Origin of the sequence: Bacillus sp. FSL E2-8868 (assembly GCF_038005505.1) — a bacterium.
GTDB classification, from domain to species: domain Bacteria; phylum Bacillota; class Bacilli; order Bacillales; family Bacillaceae_G; genus Bacillus_A; species Bacillus_A mycoides.
This window is the reverse complement of the sequence record NZ_JBBOTI010000002.1, coordinates 419954-435592: the sequence shown is the minus strand read 5'-3', so window position 1 is coordinate 435592 and position 15639 is coordinate 419954. Positions and strand designations below refer to the sequence as shown.

The window sequence follows — 15639 nt, the reverse complement described above, 5'->3', positions numbered from 1 at the left end:
CATAAGAAGGACAGTTACTATTTATTTCACCTGCAAAAATAACTAGAGTAAAAATAGTGCTTCCTTTCAAAAAAGGGGGAATGTTAATGAGGATTTTGAAAAGGTGTATGTTATTACTTCTCGCATTTTTTATTATGACTCCGATGGCTGTTAGTACGAAGGTAGAGGCGGAGGAAGTAAAAGAAATTAAAACGGGATTTCCAGATAAAGAAGTATTTACACCTGGAGAATGGTTTTTAGGTCAAAAACCTGCTAATTACGATGAGAATAAGCCTCCAATTCTTTTTGTACAAGGAAGGAACGGGAATGCTGATAGTTGGTATGGAAATACAGTGTATCACGATATCAATGATATGTATGACTATGCTTTAAAAGCAGGATATCAAACAGTATTTATCCAATTATATGATGCTGCTGGGAAAGGGTCAGCTAGTCAGTGGGACAACGGAAAATTGTTAGCACAAAAATTAGAAGAAATATATAATCACTTCGGTAAAAAAGTTAATATTGTAGCACATAGTAAAGGCGGTATCGATACACAGGCTGCATTAGTAGGATATGGCGCAAATCGATTTGTCGGAAATGTTGTAACGCTTGCGACGCCACACCATGGATCAAACTTAGCGGATTTATCATATAGTTGGTGGGCAGGATGGCTGGCTTCTATATTAGGTCAAAAAGATGATGGTACGTACTCATTACAAATGGGCGAAATGGCAAAATTTCGTTCAACGATTGATAATAATCCAGCAGCTAAATTAAACCGTTACTATACGGCTACTGGGACTAGCTGGGGACCAGTATTTTCTGCGCTATCTATGGGCGGGTTCTATTTGTCATCATACGGTTCAAATGATGGACTAGTAAATGAGTGGAGTGCTAAGTTACCGTATGGAACGCATTTATTTACAGATTCCAGATTTGATCATGATAATATACGAAAAGGATCTGCTGTTTTCTCTCGAATTGAACCATATTTACGTACAGCAAATGTAGCCGTACCAGCTTTAGTAGCATCCAGCACTAGTTCAAATGAAAATATAGAACAATTAAATACAACTTCAAATCAAAACATATTAGGAGGAGATTTGCCACAAAATCAGTGGATAGAGCAAACTGTTACGGTTGATAAAAAAGCTGAAGGAATAGTTTCTATCTTAACAGCGTCTTCTGATGTAGAAGTACAAATGATGTCTCCAAATGGAAAAATGTATACAAATAAGGATAGCGTTATTACTACTGGTGAAGGTGAATCTTTCTTTGGTGGTGCGACAATTAGAACATTTAAATTTGATAAAATGGATGTAGGAGAATGGAAAGTTAAAATGATGGCGAAGCAGTCGAAAGATGCATTTTTGATTGTAAGCGATTACAAGAGTGGTGCACCATTTGTTCTCCAAATGCCTACAAAAGTTAAAGTGAATAAATCTGAGTATAAACTGAAAAAATCACCTGTGGCACCTGAAATGAAAGGGGATCTTTCTATAACAGTAAGAGTAGTTAATAAAGAAGGGAAACTAGTCTCTGAATACAATGAATTACAAAAGGGTAATAACAACACGTTTACTGGTGCTTTGAAGGACATAAAGCAACCAGGAGTATATAACGTTACGATGGATATAAAAGGGACGAATAAAGAAGGACAACCGTATAATCGTACAATTGTTAAGTCGGTTTATGTGGAGAAGTAAGAAAGAATGAGAAGTTTTTAATATAAAAAGTACCGAACTTTTGTAGTAGAAGAGTTCGGTACTTTTTTCATGTTTATTAGATTAACAGAAACGTACAATGGAATTTATGTTTGATTATAGGAATCAAAAGAGCATTATTCAATAAAAAAAGATGCTGAAATAGCATCTGAATGTGAGGGAATAGTATTAACTTAGTTTTGTAACTGTTAATTCAACTGAATTTATACCATTATCACAAGTTACAATACTTTGATGATTAAAACCACTATTATTTCTAAGTTGAAGAGTTGAATTAGCAGGCACCGTAACAATAGTTTCGCCAACTAGTTGAAGGCATTCGTTATTTGATGAAGTATTCATTTGAAAAGCGAAATCACCTTGACTATTAGCAAGTGGATTATTATTTAAAAATATAGTTATGACTGGAATATGGGGAAATACAGGATTTAACGTAGTGTTAATACTTGAAATGAAAGAAATTCTATAATCACCAGCTTTACTAAATTGTATAGTAGTCGGATTTAATAAGGAAACTCCCCCTGCCAAAGGGCCAACGTGATTAAACGGAAAAGAACCGCCAAAAGGAACAGTTATAAACTCAGTTTGCCAAAAAGTGCCGTAAGCAGGCTTAGATGATTTATGTGAATGGTCGCATGAACATTTTTTATACGAACTGGAAGATTGATGGCACGAACATTTTTTATATGAACTAGAAGAAGAGTGGCATGAAGATCTTTTATATGAACTTGAAGAATGATAGTATGAACCCAATATATTACCTCCTATTATTAATAAATGTATAACACATAGTAGTTTATGCAATCGAAAAGCAATTGGCGTGTATACTTGTCCATATATAAGGTAATAGATTTGGGATAAAAAGCTGGCATAATATAAAGTGCTCTAATGAGGAGATATAGTTTTCAAAAAAATGGAGTTAGAATATTCTATGTAATGAATTTTGGAGAAGAAAAAGGATGAATATTTAGCAGATAACTCTATCCAAGGTTTTAAAATGTTGAAGTATTTAAACTTTAAGATAGTATATCGCCAAAGTAAAGAAGAGAAGTATTTAAAGGACAGCATTTTAGTGAAACAGAGAAATGGATAAAGCGATGATTAAGTTTTTAACTTAGTCGTCGCTTTTTATTTATGTAGTTGTGCAGGAAGAAGGCAAAAAATATCGAATGAATGTAATTATACAGAATTGTTTGTATTTATTTCGAATAGTAGTTAAAGATACGTTAGTTATATTTCAAACAGTAAGAAAAGAGAGATTAAATAATAGAGGGAGCAACTTACATGGAAAATATATTAAAGGTATCCTCAAAATCAAGTCCGAATTCAGTGGCAGGTGCAATAGCGGGCGTACTAAGAGCAAGTGGCAAAGTAGAAATCCAAGTGATTGGAGCTGGTTCTTTAAATCAAGCGATTAAAGCAATTGCGATTGCAAGAGGTTTTGTAGCTCCAAGTGGCATTGACTTGGTTCTTGTTCCAGCATTTCAAGAGGTTACTATCGATAATCAAGAAAGAACAGCAATCAAATTAATTGTAGGTCCTAGAAGGAGAAGGTCTTAATAGCGAGCATTAATATAAGGGGATTTGAAAAGGTCGCTAGATAAAGCAATAAAAAGACCACTCTCACTTTTGAAGTGAACCCGAATAGTGGTACATGAGAAAAACACCTCCTGAATTCGCATACTAAGTATGCAAATTCAATGGAGGTGTTTTTCGTTTGAAGACAAGAGTTCATTATCCAGAAGAAATAAAGTGGAAAGTGATTGAGATGAAAAAGGATGGTTATTCAAATCGTACCATTATGGAGATACTCGAAATTAAAAATGTTTCCCAAATTAAGACATGGATGAAATGGTATCGTACAGGTCAAACTTATCGTTTTCAACAACCTTTAGGAAAACAATATTCTTATAGAAAAGGGCCAAAAGAGCTAAATGAATTGGAACAGCTACGATTAGAAAATAAACATTTAAAAACAAAATTATTTTGTTGTTGCTGGAATAAAATGCTGGTATTTTTCGCGATATACTCCTACTAATTTTTCTTCACCATTAATTATCGTGTAGATTTCCGCTCCGTCTTTTGGTTCTAAGATTCATATTCTGGAATAATCCGTCCGTTTTCGGACATTACAAATCCATTTCCTGTTTGAGGATATTGTAAGTAGTCGCTAGGTTATTTATTGGTCATTAAAATTATCGCCATAAGGGATAAAAAGTAAATGTAAACGATCCGCTACAATATAAAGTACACAATAGAAAAGGGGGAAATATACTATGTTACGACAAATGAAGCTTTTGTATATATGAAGTAGAAAAAAGTAAAAGACCACCTGTAAAGGGCGGTCGAAAATCGTTCTTACTATTTATTTTTTAATGCTCTTTTTAAGAGGTCAACTATTTGCTCTAGCCATTCTATAGGGGTAAGGTTTAAAGCAGGAAAATAAATTTCGGCATTATATTTAATGAACTCTTCTTTTTCATGAACAGTTAAACCACTTTGTAGGAATGATGTAATGTCTTCAATCGTATTCTCTAAACATATATTAGTAACTTCAGTGATAAATTCGTTTATGGCGAATTCGAGTGATTCAATATCTTGATGGAAAGTTCCTGCTAAAAAACCACCTAATTCTTCATATTGTGTGTATTTATCTTTCATGTAAACTCTCATCTATCTTTCTGGATATCCTGTAATAATAAAACTACCATCTCTGTCTTTTTTTAAAACAATTTTTGCATTTGTTACTTCTGAGATAATTTCTGATCCTCTAGCAACATGCCTACCAGTAATATCTGTACTTTGGTATCTTAACGGTAAGGTTGGCCTGCTGTTAGGGTTATTTAACCATCTGTTTATTTTTCCGTATTTTGCGGGTTGCTTAAAACTTCATTTGTTATTTTTTCAGCCGTAGCTCTATCGGCAAAGGTGGACGCACCTGTTATTGTAGAATTACTTTCTAATCTTTGCAATAGTTCTTCATCCGTTTTACCTACATGTCTTTCTAGTAAATGTCCACCTCTAGCCTCATGTGCAGCTAGGCCTCCTCCAGGAGCAAGTGAACTGCTATCACCAGGTTTTACCTTACATGAAAGCTTTACAACTTATAAAATAAAAAAGGTAGTTATTTCGATTTCCTTTTTTAGATTCTATTTCTGTATTAGAAGAACATAGTAGATGAAGGATTAAAGTTTAAAATTAATGGGTGATAATAACAAATAACTTTGAACAATTTGTCATTATCACCTCACTAACTATTGAATGTATATTTGTTATACGGTAGCCCCATATGGAAAGGAAAATATACAACGTAACAGTAAATGAAGTCTATATGTTTGTGAAGTAAGATAAAAGCCGTTTCCTTTAGTAGAGACGGCTTTTGGGTAGCATTGCATTTTTTATCTTTTTTTTAATAAATCAACGGTTTGTTCTAACCATTCTAAAGGTGTTACTTTTAATCCCTCAAAATATATTCCATCTGCAGCTTCTTTTATATATCTATTTTTTTCTTCGTTACTGTAATCACTTTGAATAAATTTAGTTAAGAAAATAATAGCATCTTGTATATATTCTTTGTTTTCCTCTTCTATTAGTTCTTGAATTACCTCTTCATAGAAAGAATCTTGATGAAAGTTTCCTGCTAGGAATTGATAAATTTCATCTTCTGGATTGTGTTTTAATAACATATTTATCCTCCTATTTATTAATTTGGATAGCCAGTTAAAATAAATTTTCCGTTTGCATCTTTCTTTAAAATAATTTTAGCATTGGTCATTTCCTCAATTGTCGTAGAACCTCTTTGAATTCCTCTACCAATTATTTCATTACCACTATAGGGTAAGGCTAAGGGCCGATTATTACGTGAATTATTTAACCAGTTTTGAATAAGTTCTTGGTTTCTAGGGTTATTTAAAACATTGTTAGCTATATTTTCAGCTGTCGCTCTATCTGTAAAGGTGGATGCACCTGTTATTCTAGTATCACTTTCTAATCTTTGCAATAGTTCTTCATCCGTTTTACCTACATGTCTTTCTAGTAAATGTCCACCTCTAGCCTCATGTGTAGCTAAGCCTCCTCCAGGGGCAAGTGAACTGCTATCACCAGGTTTCACAGTAGTAGTATTTTCACCTTTAGCAAACTGATAGCTTGATAGTTCCGCCTCAGCTTGTCTAAATAAAGCACTGTCAAATCCAGATTTGATACCATTACTACCACCTGCAAAAGCCAAGTTGTCGCCTTTATTAAATAATTGTCCAGCTTTTGATATACCTTGAGAGAATTTAGCACCTTGAGCTAGTTTAGCGGCTTTGCTGACACCTTTATCTCCAATGAATCCTAATCCAATTTGTGTTAAAGCATATGATCCCCATCTTGCGCGGGTTTCTGCATCACCATTTATAACATCTTTATTAAAAGAATCTGATAATTCATCCCACATAGCAGGCAAAGCTTCATCTAAATGGGTGACAGTATAGCCCATGCCTTTCCAAGTTTCCCAGTCTCCTAGTGCTTTTATACCGTCAATTGTATCTCCAACAGCATCTCCCGCACCATCTACTATACCATCCCAAACTTTTTCAAGGATAGATTTTTCAGGTGCTTTACTATGTGTAGTACTTTTTTGAGTCGTTACATCTTGACTATCTGTAACGCGGAATTTCTCAGCAATTCTCTTTAATTCTTCTTCAACATGCAAAAGTGCATTAATAGCTGTGAATGCAGATGGTCTTGCATTGTTGAACATTTGAACGAAATTTTGATTCGATGCACCAGTCCATTGGAAACACATGTAATCAATTTGATTGCATAAATTATTATGTATGGATTCTAGCGCATGCTTTGTATCATTAGCCCGCTTTGCAACTTGTTCTAGTTCTTCAGGCGTAATTTTTATTTGAACCATTTTCTTCCTCACTCTCCCGATTAAAATTATGAGGAAAGAAGAAAAAAATGTAAATATCTAAAGCAGAGAAAAATGAAGTACATCATACTATAAAAGGGAAGCCTATCTATGTATATTATGGAGTAATTCATTTTGAGTCAGACTTTTTAAATTATAGTATTTAAAATTTACTTAAGGATATTATTTGCTTACAAATAATATAAAAACACGTGAAAAAATATGAAATTTCCTTTTGAGATAGAATATAATATAACAAATGAAAGTGCCGGAAATGCTTGTGAAACAGGCGTTTGGGGCACTTTCTTAGTTTTAATATATTAATAAATAAACAATTCTAAAACTGCTCATTCTTCTCCCAAGATTCTACAATATAATGAGCAATCGTTGGGTTGAATCCTTTACCAACTAAGAACATAATCGCAGCAACTTCTGTTAAAGCATGTTTGTGTGATGTATGTTTCGCTTCATTCAAGCCGTAATCTACCCAAGGTTTTACGAAATCAAGTACAGGTTTCTTTAAAGGTAAAAACTGTGTACCGACAACTTGTTGGATTTGTTGTTGCGTTGGTTCTGTAATAGGTCCAGGTGGTAAAATTTGTGGTTGTGTAATATCTAAAGTCGGCCCAGGTGGTAAAATTTGTGGTTGCGTCGGATCAATTGTTGGTGGTTTAGGTGGTGAGACACGTGCGTCATAGTTTGGTTGATACATTTGTTGTTGGTATGGATTTTGTTGATATTGTGGTTGCGTCTCGTATGGAGTACCTTGAAATTGAGGTTCTTGGCTAGGTTGTGCTACGTATGGATTTTGAGGATATTCATAATTTGGACGTGTGTCATAAGGGTTTTGAGGATATTCAGTTTCTTGATTTTGCGGTGTTGCGTATGGATTTTGTTCGTATTGTGGCTCTTGATGTTGTGTCTCTTGCTCCTCATATTGTTCAGCATATCTTTGTTCCTGATGTTGAGGATAAAGAGGTTGTTGTGGGTAAGGTGGTTGGTTATTATAGAACATTTTTATTCCTCCTTCATAATGATGCCTACCACCTAGTGTATGGGCGGACAAGAAAATATGTGATGAAAAAATGCGGGCGTGTTACAATAAGTAACTGGGTGAAGATAAAATGATAAAACAAGAAAAAATACAAAAAACAATAACTTTCGTAAAGCATATTTTAGAAAAAGATGCGAGTGGGCATGATTGGTATCATATTGAACGCGTACATAAATTGGCGATTTCTTTATCCGAGCAAGAAGGGGGAAATCGTTTTATAATTGAAATGGCAGCATTACTTCACGATGTAGCAGATGAGAAGTTAAATGAGAGTGAAGAAGCAGGAATGAAAAAAGTTTCTGATTGGTTAGAAGAGTTACGTGTTGAAGAAGATGAAAGTAAGCATGTTCTTCATATCATCGCCAATATGTCTTATAAGGGCGGTCATGGTGGCACAGTTGAGTCACTTGAAGGTAGAATTGTTCAAGATGCGGATCGTTTAGATGCTCTTGGTGCAATTGGAATAGCTCGAACGTTTGCATACGGAGGAGCGAAAGGGAGATTAATGTATGATCCAACTATCCCTCCTCGAGAAGTGATGACGAAAGATGAATATAGAAAAAATAATGATCCATCTTTAAATCATTTTTATGAAAAGCTTTTAAAACTAAAAGATTTAATGAACACGAACGCAGCAAAACAAGAGGCTGAAGTTCGTCATCGTTATATGGAACAGTTTATTGAACAATTTATGAAAGAGTGGAATGCACAAATATGAAAATGTTAACTGTGGAGAACTTATCGAAATCATACGGAGAAAAACCGTTATTTGATGGATTATCATGTAGTATTACAGAAGGACAACGTGTCGGAATTATCGGTGTAAACGGTACTGGTAAATCAACGTTATTAAAAATTATTGCAGGATTAGAAACTCCTGATACAGGTGATATGACGCATTCACGCGGATATACAATTAGTTATTTATCACAGCAACCAGAGTTTGATGAAAAACTAACAGTATTAGAGCAAGTGTTCCATGGTGATACACCTTTAATTCGTCTTCTTCGTGATTATGAACAATCGTTATTAAATATCGAAAAAGATCCAAGTAATGAAAAAGTACAGGAACAATTATTTGCAGTGCAGCAACGTATGGATGCGATGAGTGCATGGGAAGCAAATGCGAATGCAAAATCGTTATTAACGAAATTAGGAATTACTGATTTTACAGCAACTGTTGGAAACCTATCTGGTGGACAAAAAAAGCGTATTGCAATGGCGCAATGTTTTATTGAAACACCTGATTTATTAATTTTGGATGAGCCTACGAACCATCTTGACCATGAGACAGTTGAATGGTTAGAAGAATATTTAGCAAGATATACAGGTGCGGTATTACTTGTAACCCATGATCGTTATTTCTTAGATCGTGTGACAAACCGTATTTTTGAATTAGATAACGGTAAACTGTATAGCTACGAAGGAAACTACAGTACATTTTTAGAAGCGAAAGCACTTCGTGAAGAGCAAGAATCGGCACAAGAATCAAAACGCCAAAATTTATATCGTCGTGAACTTGCTTGGATTCGCCGTGGTGCAAAAGCCCGTTCTACGAAACAAAAGGCGCGTATTCAGCGTTTTGATGAGCTGAAGGGACAAGAAGGACCAGCAGCGAAGCAATCAGTTGATATTGCACTAAGTGGAAGTCGTTTAGGAAAGAAAGTACTTGAATTAAAAGATGTAACGAAAAAATTTGGTGATAAAACAGTATTACATAACTTTAATCATATTGTGAAGCCTGGTGATCGTATCGGAATCATCGGAGCAAATGGAAGCGGAAAATCATCACTATTAAATATGCTTGCAGGAAAATTCTCTCCTGATAGTGGTGAAATTGAAGTAGGACAAACTGTAAAAGTTGCCTATTATACGCAAGAAAATGAAGAGATGAATTTAAACCAGCGTATGATTGAATACATTAAAGAAATTGCGGAAGTTATTCATACGACAGACGGAAAAGTAATTGGCGCATCTCAAATGCTAGAACGTTTCTTATTCCTACCGCATTCACATGGAACAACGCTTGGTAAACTATCTGGTGGCGAAAGAAGACGGTTATATTTATTGCGTATTTTAATGGGAGAACCAAACGTACTATTACTTGATGAGCCTACGAATGATTTAGACACACAAACATTAACAGTGCTAGAAGATTATTTAGAAGATTTCCCAGGTGTCGTTTTAACTGTATCGCATGACCGTTACTTCTTAGATAAAGTAGTAGATGAATTGTTCATCTTTACTGGCGAAGGCGAAGTGCGTGAATTCCTAGGTAGTTATACAGAGTATTTAGAAATGGAAAAAACGAGAGAACTCATTGAGAAAGCAGAAGTTCAAAAGGAGAAAAAAGTAGTAGAAGAGGCTCCGAAACAACAACGTAAACGTAAACTTTCTTACAATGAGCAGCGTGAATGGGAAACAATTGAAGATACAATTGCACAACTAGAAGAGAAACTTGAATCAATTGGAGAAGAACTTACGAATGTTGGATCTGACTTCACAAAGGCCCAAGAATTATCTGAAGCAGGGCAGAAGATAGAAGAAGAGCTAGAAAAAACGATGGAACGATGGAGTGAACTATCCGACATCGTTGAAGGATTAAAATAAAAACAAGCTGCATATATTGAAAAGTAAAGAGAAAAACTTTACACTATTGGTAGAACCTATTTTAGGAGGGAAAAAATGAGAACATCTAATCCAATGTTGAAAAAAGAGGCATTCCGTAAAGAGGGAGCAAATACTTCTGCGATGACTATTGGCGGAACAGTAGGCAAAACGTTTATCATGCTTATCTTGCTGCTTGCAACGTCTGTCTATTCATACATACAGATGACGCAAGGTACGATGAAGATGCCAGTATTAATTGGCGCTTTAGTTATTGCGGCAATCGTCGCATTTGCGTCTATATTCTTCCCGCGCATTTCACCTATCGGTGCGCCAATCTATGCAGCGGTAGAAGGGGTTGTATTAGGGAGTATTTCAGCGATTTATACAATGAAATTTGGCGATACTATCGTTTTAAACGCTGTCTTACTAACAGTTTCAATTCTATTTGCAATGCTAGTGTTGTATGCAACACGCGTAGTAAAAGTAACTGATAAATTCCGCACAGGTGTAATCGCAGCGACAATGGGAATTATGGTTATGTATTTAATCGTATTCTTACTAAACATGTTCGGTGTTACAGTTCCATATATTCACCAAGGTGGAACAATCGGTATTATCATTAGTGCAGTTATTATTGTAGTTGCTGCATTAAATTTATTACTAGATTTCGATTTAATCGAAAATGGTGCACGTAGCCAAGCTCCAAAATATATGGAGTGGTACAGTGCAATGGGTCTAATGATGACGCTAGTATGGTTATACTTAGAAATTCTTCGTTTCGTTTCTTACTTTACGAAAAATGACTAATAAAAAAATCCTGCATGAAATGTGCAGGTTTTTTTGTTTTTAAAGATAAATTGAAAATATGGATGTTGGCGACTTAAATTGAAGGGGGATGGAATATGATGAAAGAGAAAAAAGGGATTATGAAAAAACTATTTTCTAAAAGTTTTTTCATAGAACTAGATAACGCTTTAACATATCCGTCAGCAGAAGTCATTCGTTCAGCTATTGAAGGACATGCGACAGAATGTAATGAACAATTGAAATTTGAGAGTAAAGTTAAACCGATTACTTTCTACTTAGAAAATGTAATGTACCGCGCTGAAATAAAGATGGCTCGCGGAGGATATTACATATCTTGCAGTGAAGTATAATATTTTTGGAAACTTTACATGTTTAAACTATGTAGGATTTCTTTTTTTGATTTGTAAGATATAAAGTAATAATTTTTGCTAACAAACATATCATTTTGCGCTTTTTACCCTTCCAACATTTTTCTTTACAATGAAGAAAAATATGTGAGGTGGTATAACTTATGATGAATCGAGTTGTATTAATCGGTAGATTGACAAAGGAGCCAGAATTATACTACACAAAACAAGGTGTCGCTTATGCACGAATATGTGTTGCGGTGAATAGAGGTTTTCGAAATAGTTTAGGTGAGCAACAAGTAGATTTTATTAATTGTGTTGTATGGAGAAGGTCGGCTGAAAATGTAACAGAATATTGTACGAAAGGCTCACTTGTTGGGATTACAGGGCGTATTCATACGAGTAATTACGATGATGAACAAGGAAAGAGAGTATATAGAACTGAAGTTCTGATTGAGAGCATTACATTTCTGGAGAGAAGGAGGGAGGGGGTATCGCAATAAGATGTAAAGAGTATTAAAAGTTAAGAGGGCTTTGTAGCATAGCCCTCTATTATTTTTGATTGATACCTTCCCAAACAACATCTAACTGTTGATTGAGTATATTTTTCGCATTTGTTTCATTAGAATTTAATAGGGATTGGGACATGAGTGTATAAAAATAAGTACTCATAATAGTAGAAGTGATAATATTTATATCCCATTGACTGTTTAATTTTCCTGTTTCTTTCGCTGCTGTAATAATTGAAGACAAACTTTCTTGTAGCTGTTGTATACTTTTTAATTCATTTTCTACTAAGTAGTTAGATTTAATAATTTCAAAAACAGCATGCTTCATTAATTCTCCATGTCCAGTAAAGCGATCTAGTAAGTCTCCTAAAACAAGTTTGATTCGTTCTTTTGGATGTTCCACATTTTCATACGTTTTTAAACTTTCATTCCATAGTTCAATTTGAGAATCACCTAAAAATAATAATATGTTTTCTTTTTTCGGAAAGTAGTTGAAGAAAGTTCCTTTTGCAATCCCGCATGCAGTAGTAATATCTTGAACCGTTACATTTTCGTATCCACGTTCTTGAAAGAGCTGTACTGCTTTTAGGAATATAAGTTCTTTTAATTCTTTTTTTCTCGTTTCTCTAAGCATATAATCGACTCCTAATACAAACAATTATATCTGTTTATTAGAGTATCTCAAATGAAATCTTATTTCATGCCTCCTAATTTTACTGTTTAATACAATTGAAAGAAGGATAGAGAGAATTCCGTTCATACTTTTCGTTGGAGTTTGTCATAAATGAAAACTGTATAGTTCATGTGCTTGCCTATTAGAAATCCATTTCGGAATATGTTTCATTGCTTGGTTTCTTAGTATAGTTAAAGGTTTACTTTCTATTTGTGCCATTTTTCCAACTTTCCACGCAGTGTTTGAGATTTTTTCAATTCTTTCTCGTCTTTTTTGTTCGTATTCTATAAATGCTTGGCGATAGTGGGCATTATTTTTGATGCATTCAGCAAGAATAATAGAATCTTCAATTGCCTGACAAGCTCCTTGGCCTAAATTAGGTGTAAGTGCATGGGCAGCATCCCCAATAAAGACGATGCGTTTGTCAAAAAACTGTTTCATTGGAATAATGTCTACAATATCACGATGAATCATATCAATGTCAGAGGCGTTATTTAAAATAGATGGGATGGGGTTATGGTAAGTTTTGAAATGATTATACAAATCTGCTGTTGTGTAATCCTTGTATTTGGGATCTCTAGCTTTAGCGTTTATGAGCGCATACCAGTATACTTCGTTGTTTGGGAGAGGGACGATACCAAATCTACCGTTTGTTCCCCAAGTTTCAATGAAATCGTTTGTTAAAGATAGACTATGAGCTGGAGTTACGCCGCGCCAACACGTATAACCGGCATAACGATAACCGTCACTTTGTGTTACTTGTTTTCGAACGACAGAATGAATACCATCTGCAGCAATGAGTATATTGCCGAGTGCTTCACTACCATCTTGAAATAATATTTTTAAGGCGTTTTCTTCATTTTGTTCTATTTTTACGCACTCTTTTCCCCATTCGACAGTACCTTCTTGTAGTTCGGAAAGTAGCAATTGATGTAAATCTTTTCTATGAATCGAGTACATTTTTGGATAACAAGCTGGAATGGTCAATTTACTAAATATAGTTCCTTTTTCGGATACAAGGTTAAAACCGTCACTTTCGTTGCCAAATTTTTTTATTTGCTCAGAAATTCCGTATGGTTCAAGTGCTTGCATCGCATTTGGGGCAATGATAATACCTGCACCAGCAACAGTAGTTTCAATATTTTTGTCATATACTTTTACATCTAATCCTATTTTTTGTAAGGAAATTGCTACACAAAGACCAGCAATACCACCACCTATAACCATGACATTATTCATTTGTTATCCCTCCACAATTAAGTGACTTAACTCATAAAATGACCACGGTCATTTTATGAGTTAAGATTAATACCTTTTTTTGTTATTGTCAATTAGACTTTTAACTATAGTTCCGGAACGATTAGGTGAAAATAGAAATAATTGAAATTCTAAAAATGTAGAAGAGGAATTAGTAAAATTAAGCATCCGAGTAGGAGTATAGAGGGATAACATGTTACAATACAGCTAAGAACACGCAATAAAGGAGAGTTTTTTACGTGAAGATTAAAGCAATTGAACCGACGCCAAGTCCAAATACAATGAAAGTTATTTTGAATGAAGTATTACCATCAGGAGCGCGTAATAATTATACAAATGAAAATAAAGAACAAGCACCAGTGCAAGTGCAAGAAATTTTGAAGATTGAAGGCATTAAAGGTGTGTATCATGTTGCAGACTTTTTAGCAGTGGAGCGAAATGCGAAGTATGACTGGAAAGTTTTATTACAACAAGTTCGTGCTGTTTTCGGTGAAGAAATAGTGGAAGAAAGCGAAGAACAACAACTTTCTCATTTTGGAGAAGTGAAAGTGTTTGTTCAAATGTTCTTTACAATTCCGATGCAAGTGAAGTTAACAGATGGAACCTCAGAAGAGCGTGTTGGTTTACCTGATCGTTTTAAAGAATCAATTATGAAAGTGCAAATGTCTGCACCTAACGTTGTGAAAGAGCGTAAGTGGGTAGAGCAAAGTACACGTTACGGTAATTTTGAAGAAATCGGGAAAGAAGTAGTAGAAGAAATTATTGCTGCTTATTCAGAAGAACGTGTAAATGAAACGGTTAAAGAATTATTAAACCAGGCAGGTGCTGTTGAAGTAACGATTCAAAAGCGTGAGCCATATAAAGTAACAGAAGAGATGATGAAAGATTCTGACTGGAAAAACCGTTTTGCAGCTTTAGAACAAATGGATCCAACGGAAGAAGATATGATGGTATTGAAAATGGCATTAGATGATGAGAAAGTATCTATCCGCCGTTTAGCAACAGCTTATTTAGGTATGGTAAAAGGTGAAGGAGTATTGCCGTTATTATATAAAGCGTTATTAGATCGTTCAGTAAGTGTTCGTCGTACAGCAGGAGATTGCTTATCAGACGTAGGTGATCCAGCAGCGATGTTCGTTATGATTAAATCTCTGAAAGATTCAAGTAAATTAGTACGCTGGCGTGCAGCAATGTTCTTATTTGAACTTGGTGATGAAAGTGCAATTCCGGCACTAAAAGCAGCAGAAGATGATCCGGAGTTTGAAGTGGCGATGCAAGCACGTTTAGCTTTAGAACGTATTGAAGGCGGCGAAGAAGCAAAAGGATCAGTATGGAAGCAAATGACGGAGTCTCGTAAAGGGGAATAGTTTATGATTGTTTTCTATGATAGTTGGTGCCCGATGTGTACGGCGGTTGCAGAACGTACGAAAAGATTAGATAAAAAGGGTAAGATGAAATTTGTTTCATTTCGAGATGAAGATGTAGTTGAGAAGTATGAACTTTCTCAAGAATTACAAAGTAAGATGGAACAAAGATTGTATATTTTAAAAAATAATAAGTGGTATGACGGAATTCATAGCATTAACGTATTAGCAAAGGCCGTTCCATCTTATTGGTTTGCAGTACCTTTTATAAAACTATCTATCATACTTGGATTTGGAAGTAAAGTATACGATTATATTGCCAACAATAGAAAACTTGTCCCAGTTGGACACTGTCGTGAAGGGGTTTGTGAAATCCCTACAAAAAAATGAAATCATCGTTATCTTTCTT

16 protein-coding genes and 2 pseudogenes are annotated in these 15639 nt (G+C 34.8%); 10 read left to right on the top strand and 8 right to left on the bottom strand.

The features are described from left to right. Nucleotides 1-107: 107 nt before the first annotated feature. On the top strand, nucleotides 108-1691 hold the full coding sequence (locus tag NSS74_RS13150; RefSeq protein WP_374101545.1) for a lipase family alpha/beta hydrolase: 1584 nt from the start codon (nucleotides 108-110) through the stop codon (nucleotides 1689-1691). Nucleotides 1692-1877: 186 nt separating this feature from the next. Here the strand turns inward: NSS74_RS13150 and NSS74_RS13145 are convergent, their stop codons facing one another. Then, the gene (locus NSS74_RS13145) at nucleotides 1878-2462 is read right to left on the bottom strand and encodes a hypothetical protein (RefSeq protein WP_002127124.1); all 585 of its coding nucleotides are present in this window, start codon (nucleotides 2460-2462) and stop codon (nucleotides 1878-1880) included. 531 nt (nucleotides 2463-2993) lie between these two features. Between NSS74_RS13145 and NSS74_RS13140 the strand changes: the two genes are divergently transcribed. Both NSS74_RS13140 and NSS74_RS13135 read left to right on the top strand, forming a co-directional pair. Then, nucleotides 2994-3269 carry a stage V sporulation protein S gene (locus tag NSS74_RS13140; protein ID WP_002035358.1) on the top strand — a complete coding sequence of 92 codons (276 nt, stop codon included), beginning with the start codon at nucleotides 2994-2996 and terminating at the stop codon, nucleotides 3267-3269. Nucleotides 3270-3426: 157 nt separating this feature from the next. Next, nucleotides 3427-3699, top strand: a pseudogene (locus NSS74_RS13135) (IS3-like element ISBt2 family transposase); the annotation flags it as partial. 371 nt (nucleotides 3700-4070) lie between these two features. Here NSS74_RS13135 and NSS74_RS13130 read toward each other — a convergent pair. The 5 genes and pseudogenes from NSS74_RS13130 to NSS74_RS13110 all read right to left on the bottom strand — a co-directional run bounded on the left by NSS74_RS13130 (nucleotide 4071) and on the right by NSS74_RS13110 (nucleotide 7624). Next, nucleotides 4071-4370, bottom strand: a complete 300-nt coding sequence (locus NSS74_RS13130) for a contact-dependent growth inhibition system immunity protein (protein ID WP_002141479.1) — start codon at nucleotides 4368-4370, stop codon at nucleotides 4071-4073. A 12-nt stretch (nucleotides 4371-4382) separates the two neighbouring features. After that, nucleotides 4383-4792, bottom strand: a pseudogene (locus NSS74_RS13125) (RNase A-like domain-containing protein); the annotation flags it as partial. A 315-nt stretch (nucleotides 4793-5107) separates the two neighbouring features. Then, nucleotides 5108-5395 (bottom strand): contact-dependent growth inhibition system immunity protein, encoded by a 288-nt coding sequence (locus NSS74_RS13120; protein ID WP_002141482.1) that lies wholly within the window; start codon nucleotides 5393-5395, stop codon nucleotides 5108-5110. A gap of 17 nt (nucleotides 5396-5412) precedes the next feature. After that, the gene (locus NSS74_RS13115; protein ID WP_340813734.1) at nucleotides 5413-6612 is read right to left on the bottom strand and encodes a WXG100 family type VII secretion target; all 1200 of its coding nucleotides are present in this window, start codon (nucleotides 6610-6612) and stop codon (nucleotides 5413-5415) included. 334 nt (nucleotides 6613-6946) lie between these two features. Beyond that, nucleotides 6947-7624: a hypothetical protein gene (locus NSS74_RS13110; protein WP_002065129.1), complete on the bottom strand. Its 678-nt coding sequence runs from the start codon at nucleotides 7622-7624 to the stop codon at nucleotides 6947-6949. Nucleotides 7625-7733: 109 nt separating this feature from the next. Here NSS74_RS13110 and NSS74_RS13105 point away from each other — a divergent pair, with 109 nt between their 5' ends. From NSS74_RS13105 to NSS74_RS13085, 5 genes are all read left to right on the top strand, one after another. Further along, on the top strand, nucleotides 7734-8381 hold the full coding sequence (locus NSS74_RS13105; protein ID WP_002012557.1) for an HD domain-containing protein: 648 nt from the start codon (nucleotides 7734-7736) through the stop codon (nucleotides 8379-8381). Then, nucleotides 8378-10273 (top strand): ABC-F family ATP-binding cassette domain-containing protein, encoded by a 1896-nt coding sequence (locus NSS74_RS13100; protein ID WP_002127139.1) that lies wholly within the window; start codon nucleotides 8378-8380, stop codon nucleotides 10271-10273. Before NSS74_RS13105 ends, NSS74_RS13100 begins: the two co-directional genes overlap by 4 nt. A 75-nt stretch (nucleotides 10274-10348) precedes the next feature. Next, entirely contained in the window at nucleotides 10349-11080 is a 732-nt protein-coding gene (locus tag NSS74_RS13095; protein WP_002141570.1) for a Bax inhibitor-1/YccA family protein, read from the top strand. A gap of 95 nt (nucleotides 11081-11175) precedes the next feature. Beyond that, complete coding sequence (locus tag NSS74_RS13090) at nucleotides 11176-11430, top strand: DUF4318 domain-containing protein (RefSeq protein WP_061688393.1); 255 nt, start codon at nucleotides 11176-11178, stop codon at nucleotides 11428-11430. Nucleotides 11431-11591: 161 nt separating this feature from the next. Continuing rightward, nucleotides 11592-11930, top strand: coding sequence for a single-stranded DNA-binding protein (locus NSS74_RS13085; RefSeq protein WP_061688394.1), 339 nt, complete (start codon nucleotides 11592-11594; stop codon nucleotides 11928-11930). A 49-nt stretch (nucleotides 11931-11979) separates the two neighbouring features. Here the strand turns inward: NSS74_RS13085 and NSS74_RS13080 are convergent, their stop codons facing one another. Further along, nucleotides 11980-12570 carry a TetR/AcrR family transcriptional regulator gene (locus tag NSS74_RS13080; protein ID WP_002136037.1) on the bottom strand — a complete coding sequence of 197 codons (591 nt, stop codon included), beginning with the start codon at nucleotides 12568-12570 and terminating at the stop codon, nucleotides 11980-11982. A gap of 144 nt (nucleotides 12571-12714) precedes the next feature. Further along, nucleotides 12715-13848, bottom strand: coding sequence for an FAD-dependent oxidoreductase (locus tag NSS74_RS13075; RefSeq protein ID WP_002141574.1), 1134 nt, complete (start codon nucleotides 13846-13848; stop codon nucleotides 12715-12717). A gap of 257 nt (nucleotides 13849-14105) precedes the next feature. On the opposite strand from NSS74_RS13075, the gene NSS74_RS13070 reads away from it, so the two are divergent. Together NSS74_RS13070 and NSS74_RS13065 are read left to right on the top strand one after the other, a co-directional pair. After that, nucleotides 14106-15233: a conserved virulence factor C family protein gene (locus NSS74_RS13070; RefSeq protein ID WP_002031644.1), complete on the top strand. Its 1128-nt coding sequence runs from the start codon at nucleotides 14106-14108 to the stop codon at nucleotides 15231-15233. Between the two features lie 3 nt (nucleotides 15234-15236). Continuing rightward, nucleotides 15237-15620, top strand: a complete 384-nt coding sequence (locus NSS74_RS13065) for a thiol-disulfide oxidoreductase DCC family protein (RefSeq protein WP_061688395.1) — start codon at nucleotides 15237-15239, stop codon at nucleotides 15618-15620. The last annotated feature ends 19 nt before the right edge of the window (nucleotides 15621-15639 follow it).

Coding starts and splice junctions, on each gene's coding strand:
- NSS74_RS13150 (WP_374101545.1), top strand. CDS start 108: ATGTTATTACTTCTCGCATTTTTTATTATGACTCCGATGGCTGTTAGT.
- NSS74_RS13140 (WP_002035358.1), top strand. CDS start 2,994: ATGGAAAATATATTAAAGGTATCCTCAAAATCAAGTCCGAATTCAGTG.
- NSS74_RS13130 (WP_002141479.1), bottom strand. CDS start 4,370: ATGAAAGATAAATACACACAATATGAAGAATTAGGTGGTTTTTTAGCA.
- NSS74_RS13120 (WP_002141482.1), bottom strand. CDS start 5,395: ATGTTATTAAAACACAATCCAGAAGATGAAATTTATCAATTCCTAGCA.
- NSS74_RS13115 (WP_340813734.1), bottom strand. CDS start 6,612: ATGGTTCAAATAAAAATTACGCCTGAAGAACTAGAACAAGTTGCAAAG.
- NSS74_RS13110 (WP_002065129.1), bottom strand. CDS start 7,624: ATGTTCTATAATAACCAACCACCTTACCCACAACAACCTCTTTATCCT.
- NSS74_RS13105 (WP_002012557.1), top strand. CDS start 7,734: ATGATAAAACAAGAAAAAATACAAAAAACAATAACTTTCGTAAAGCAT.
- NSS74_RS13100 (WP_002127139.1), top strand. CDS start 8,378: ATGAAAATGTTAACTGTGGAGAACTTATCGAAATCATACGGAGAAAAA.
- NSS74_RS13095 (WP_002141570.1), top strand. CDS start 10,349: ATGAGAACATCTAATCCAATGTTGAAAAAAGAGGCATTCCGTAAAGAG.
- NSS74_RS13090 (WP_061688393.1), top strand. CDS start 11,176: ATGATGAAAGAGAAAAAAGGGATTATGAAAAAACTATTTTCTAAAAGT.
- NSS74_RS13085 (WP_061688394.1), top strand. CDS start 11,592: ATGATGAATCGAGTTGTATTAATCGGTAGATTGACAAAGGAGCCAGAA.
- NSS74_RS13080 (WP_002136037.1), bottom strand. CDS start 12,570: ATGCTTAGAGAAACGAGAAAAAAAGAATTAAAAGAACTTATATTCCTA.
- NSS74_RS13075 (WP_002141574.1), bottom strand. CDS start 13,848: ATGAATAATGTCATGGTTATAGGTGGTGGTATTGCTGGTCTTTGTGTA.
- NSS74_RS13065 (WP_061688395.1), top strand. CDS start 15,237: ATGATTGTTTTCTATGATAGTTGGTGCCCGATGTGTACGGCGGTTGCA.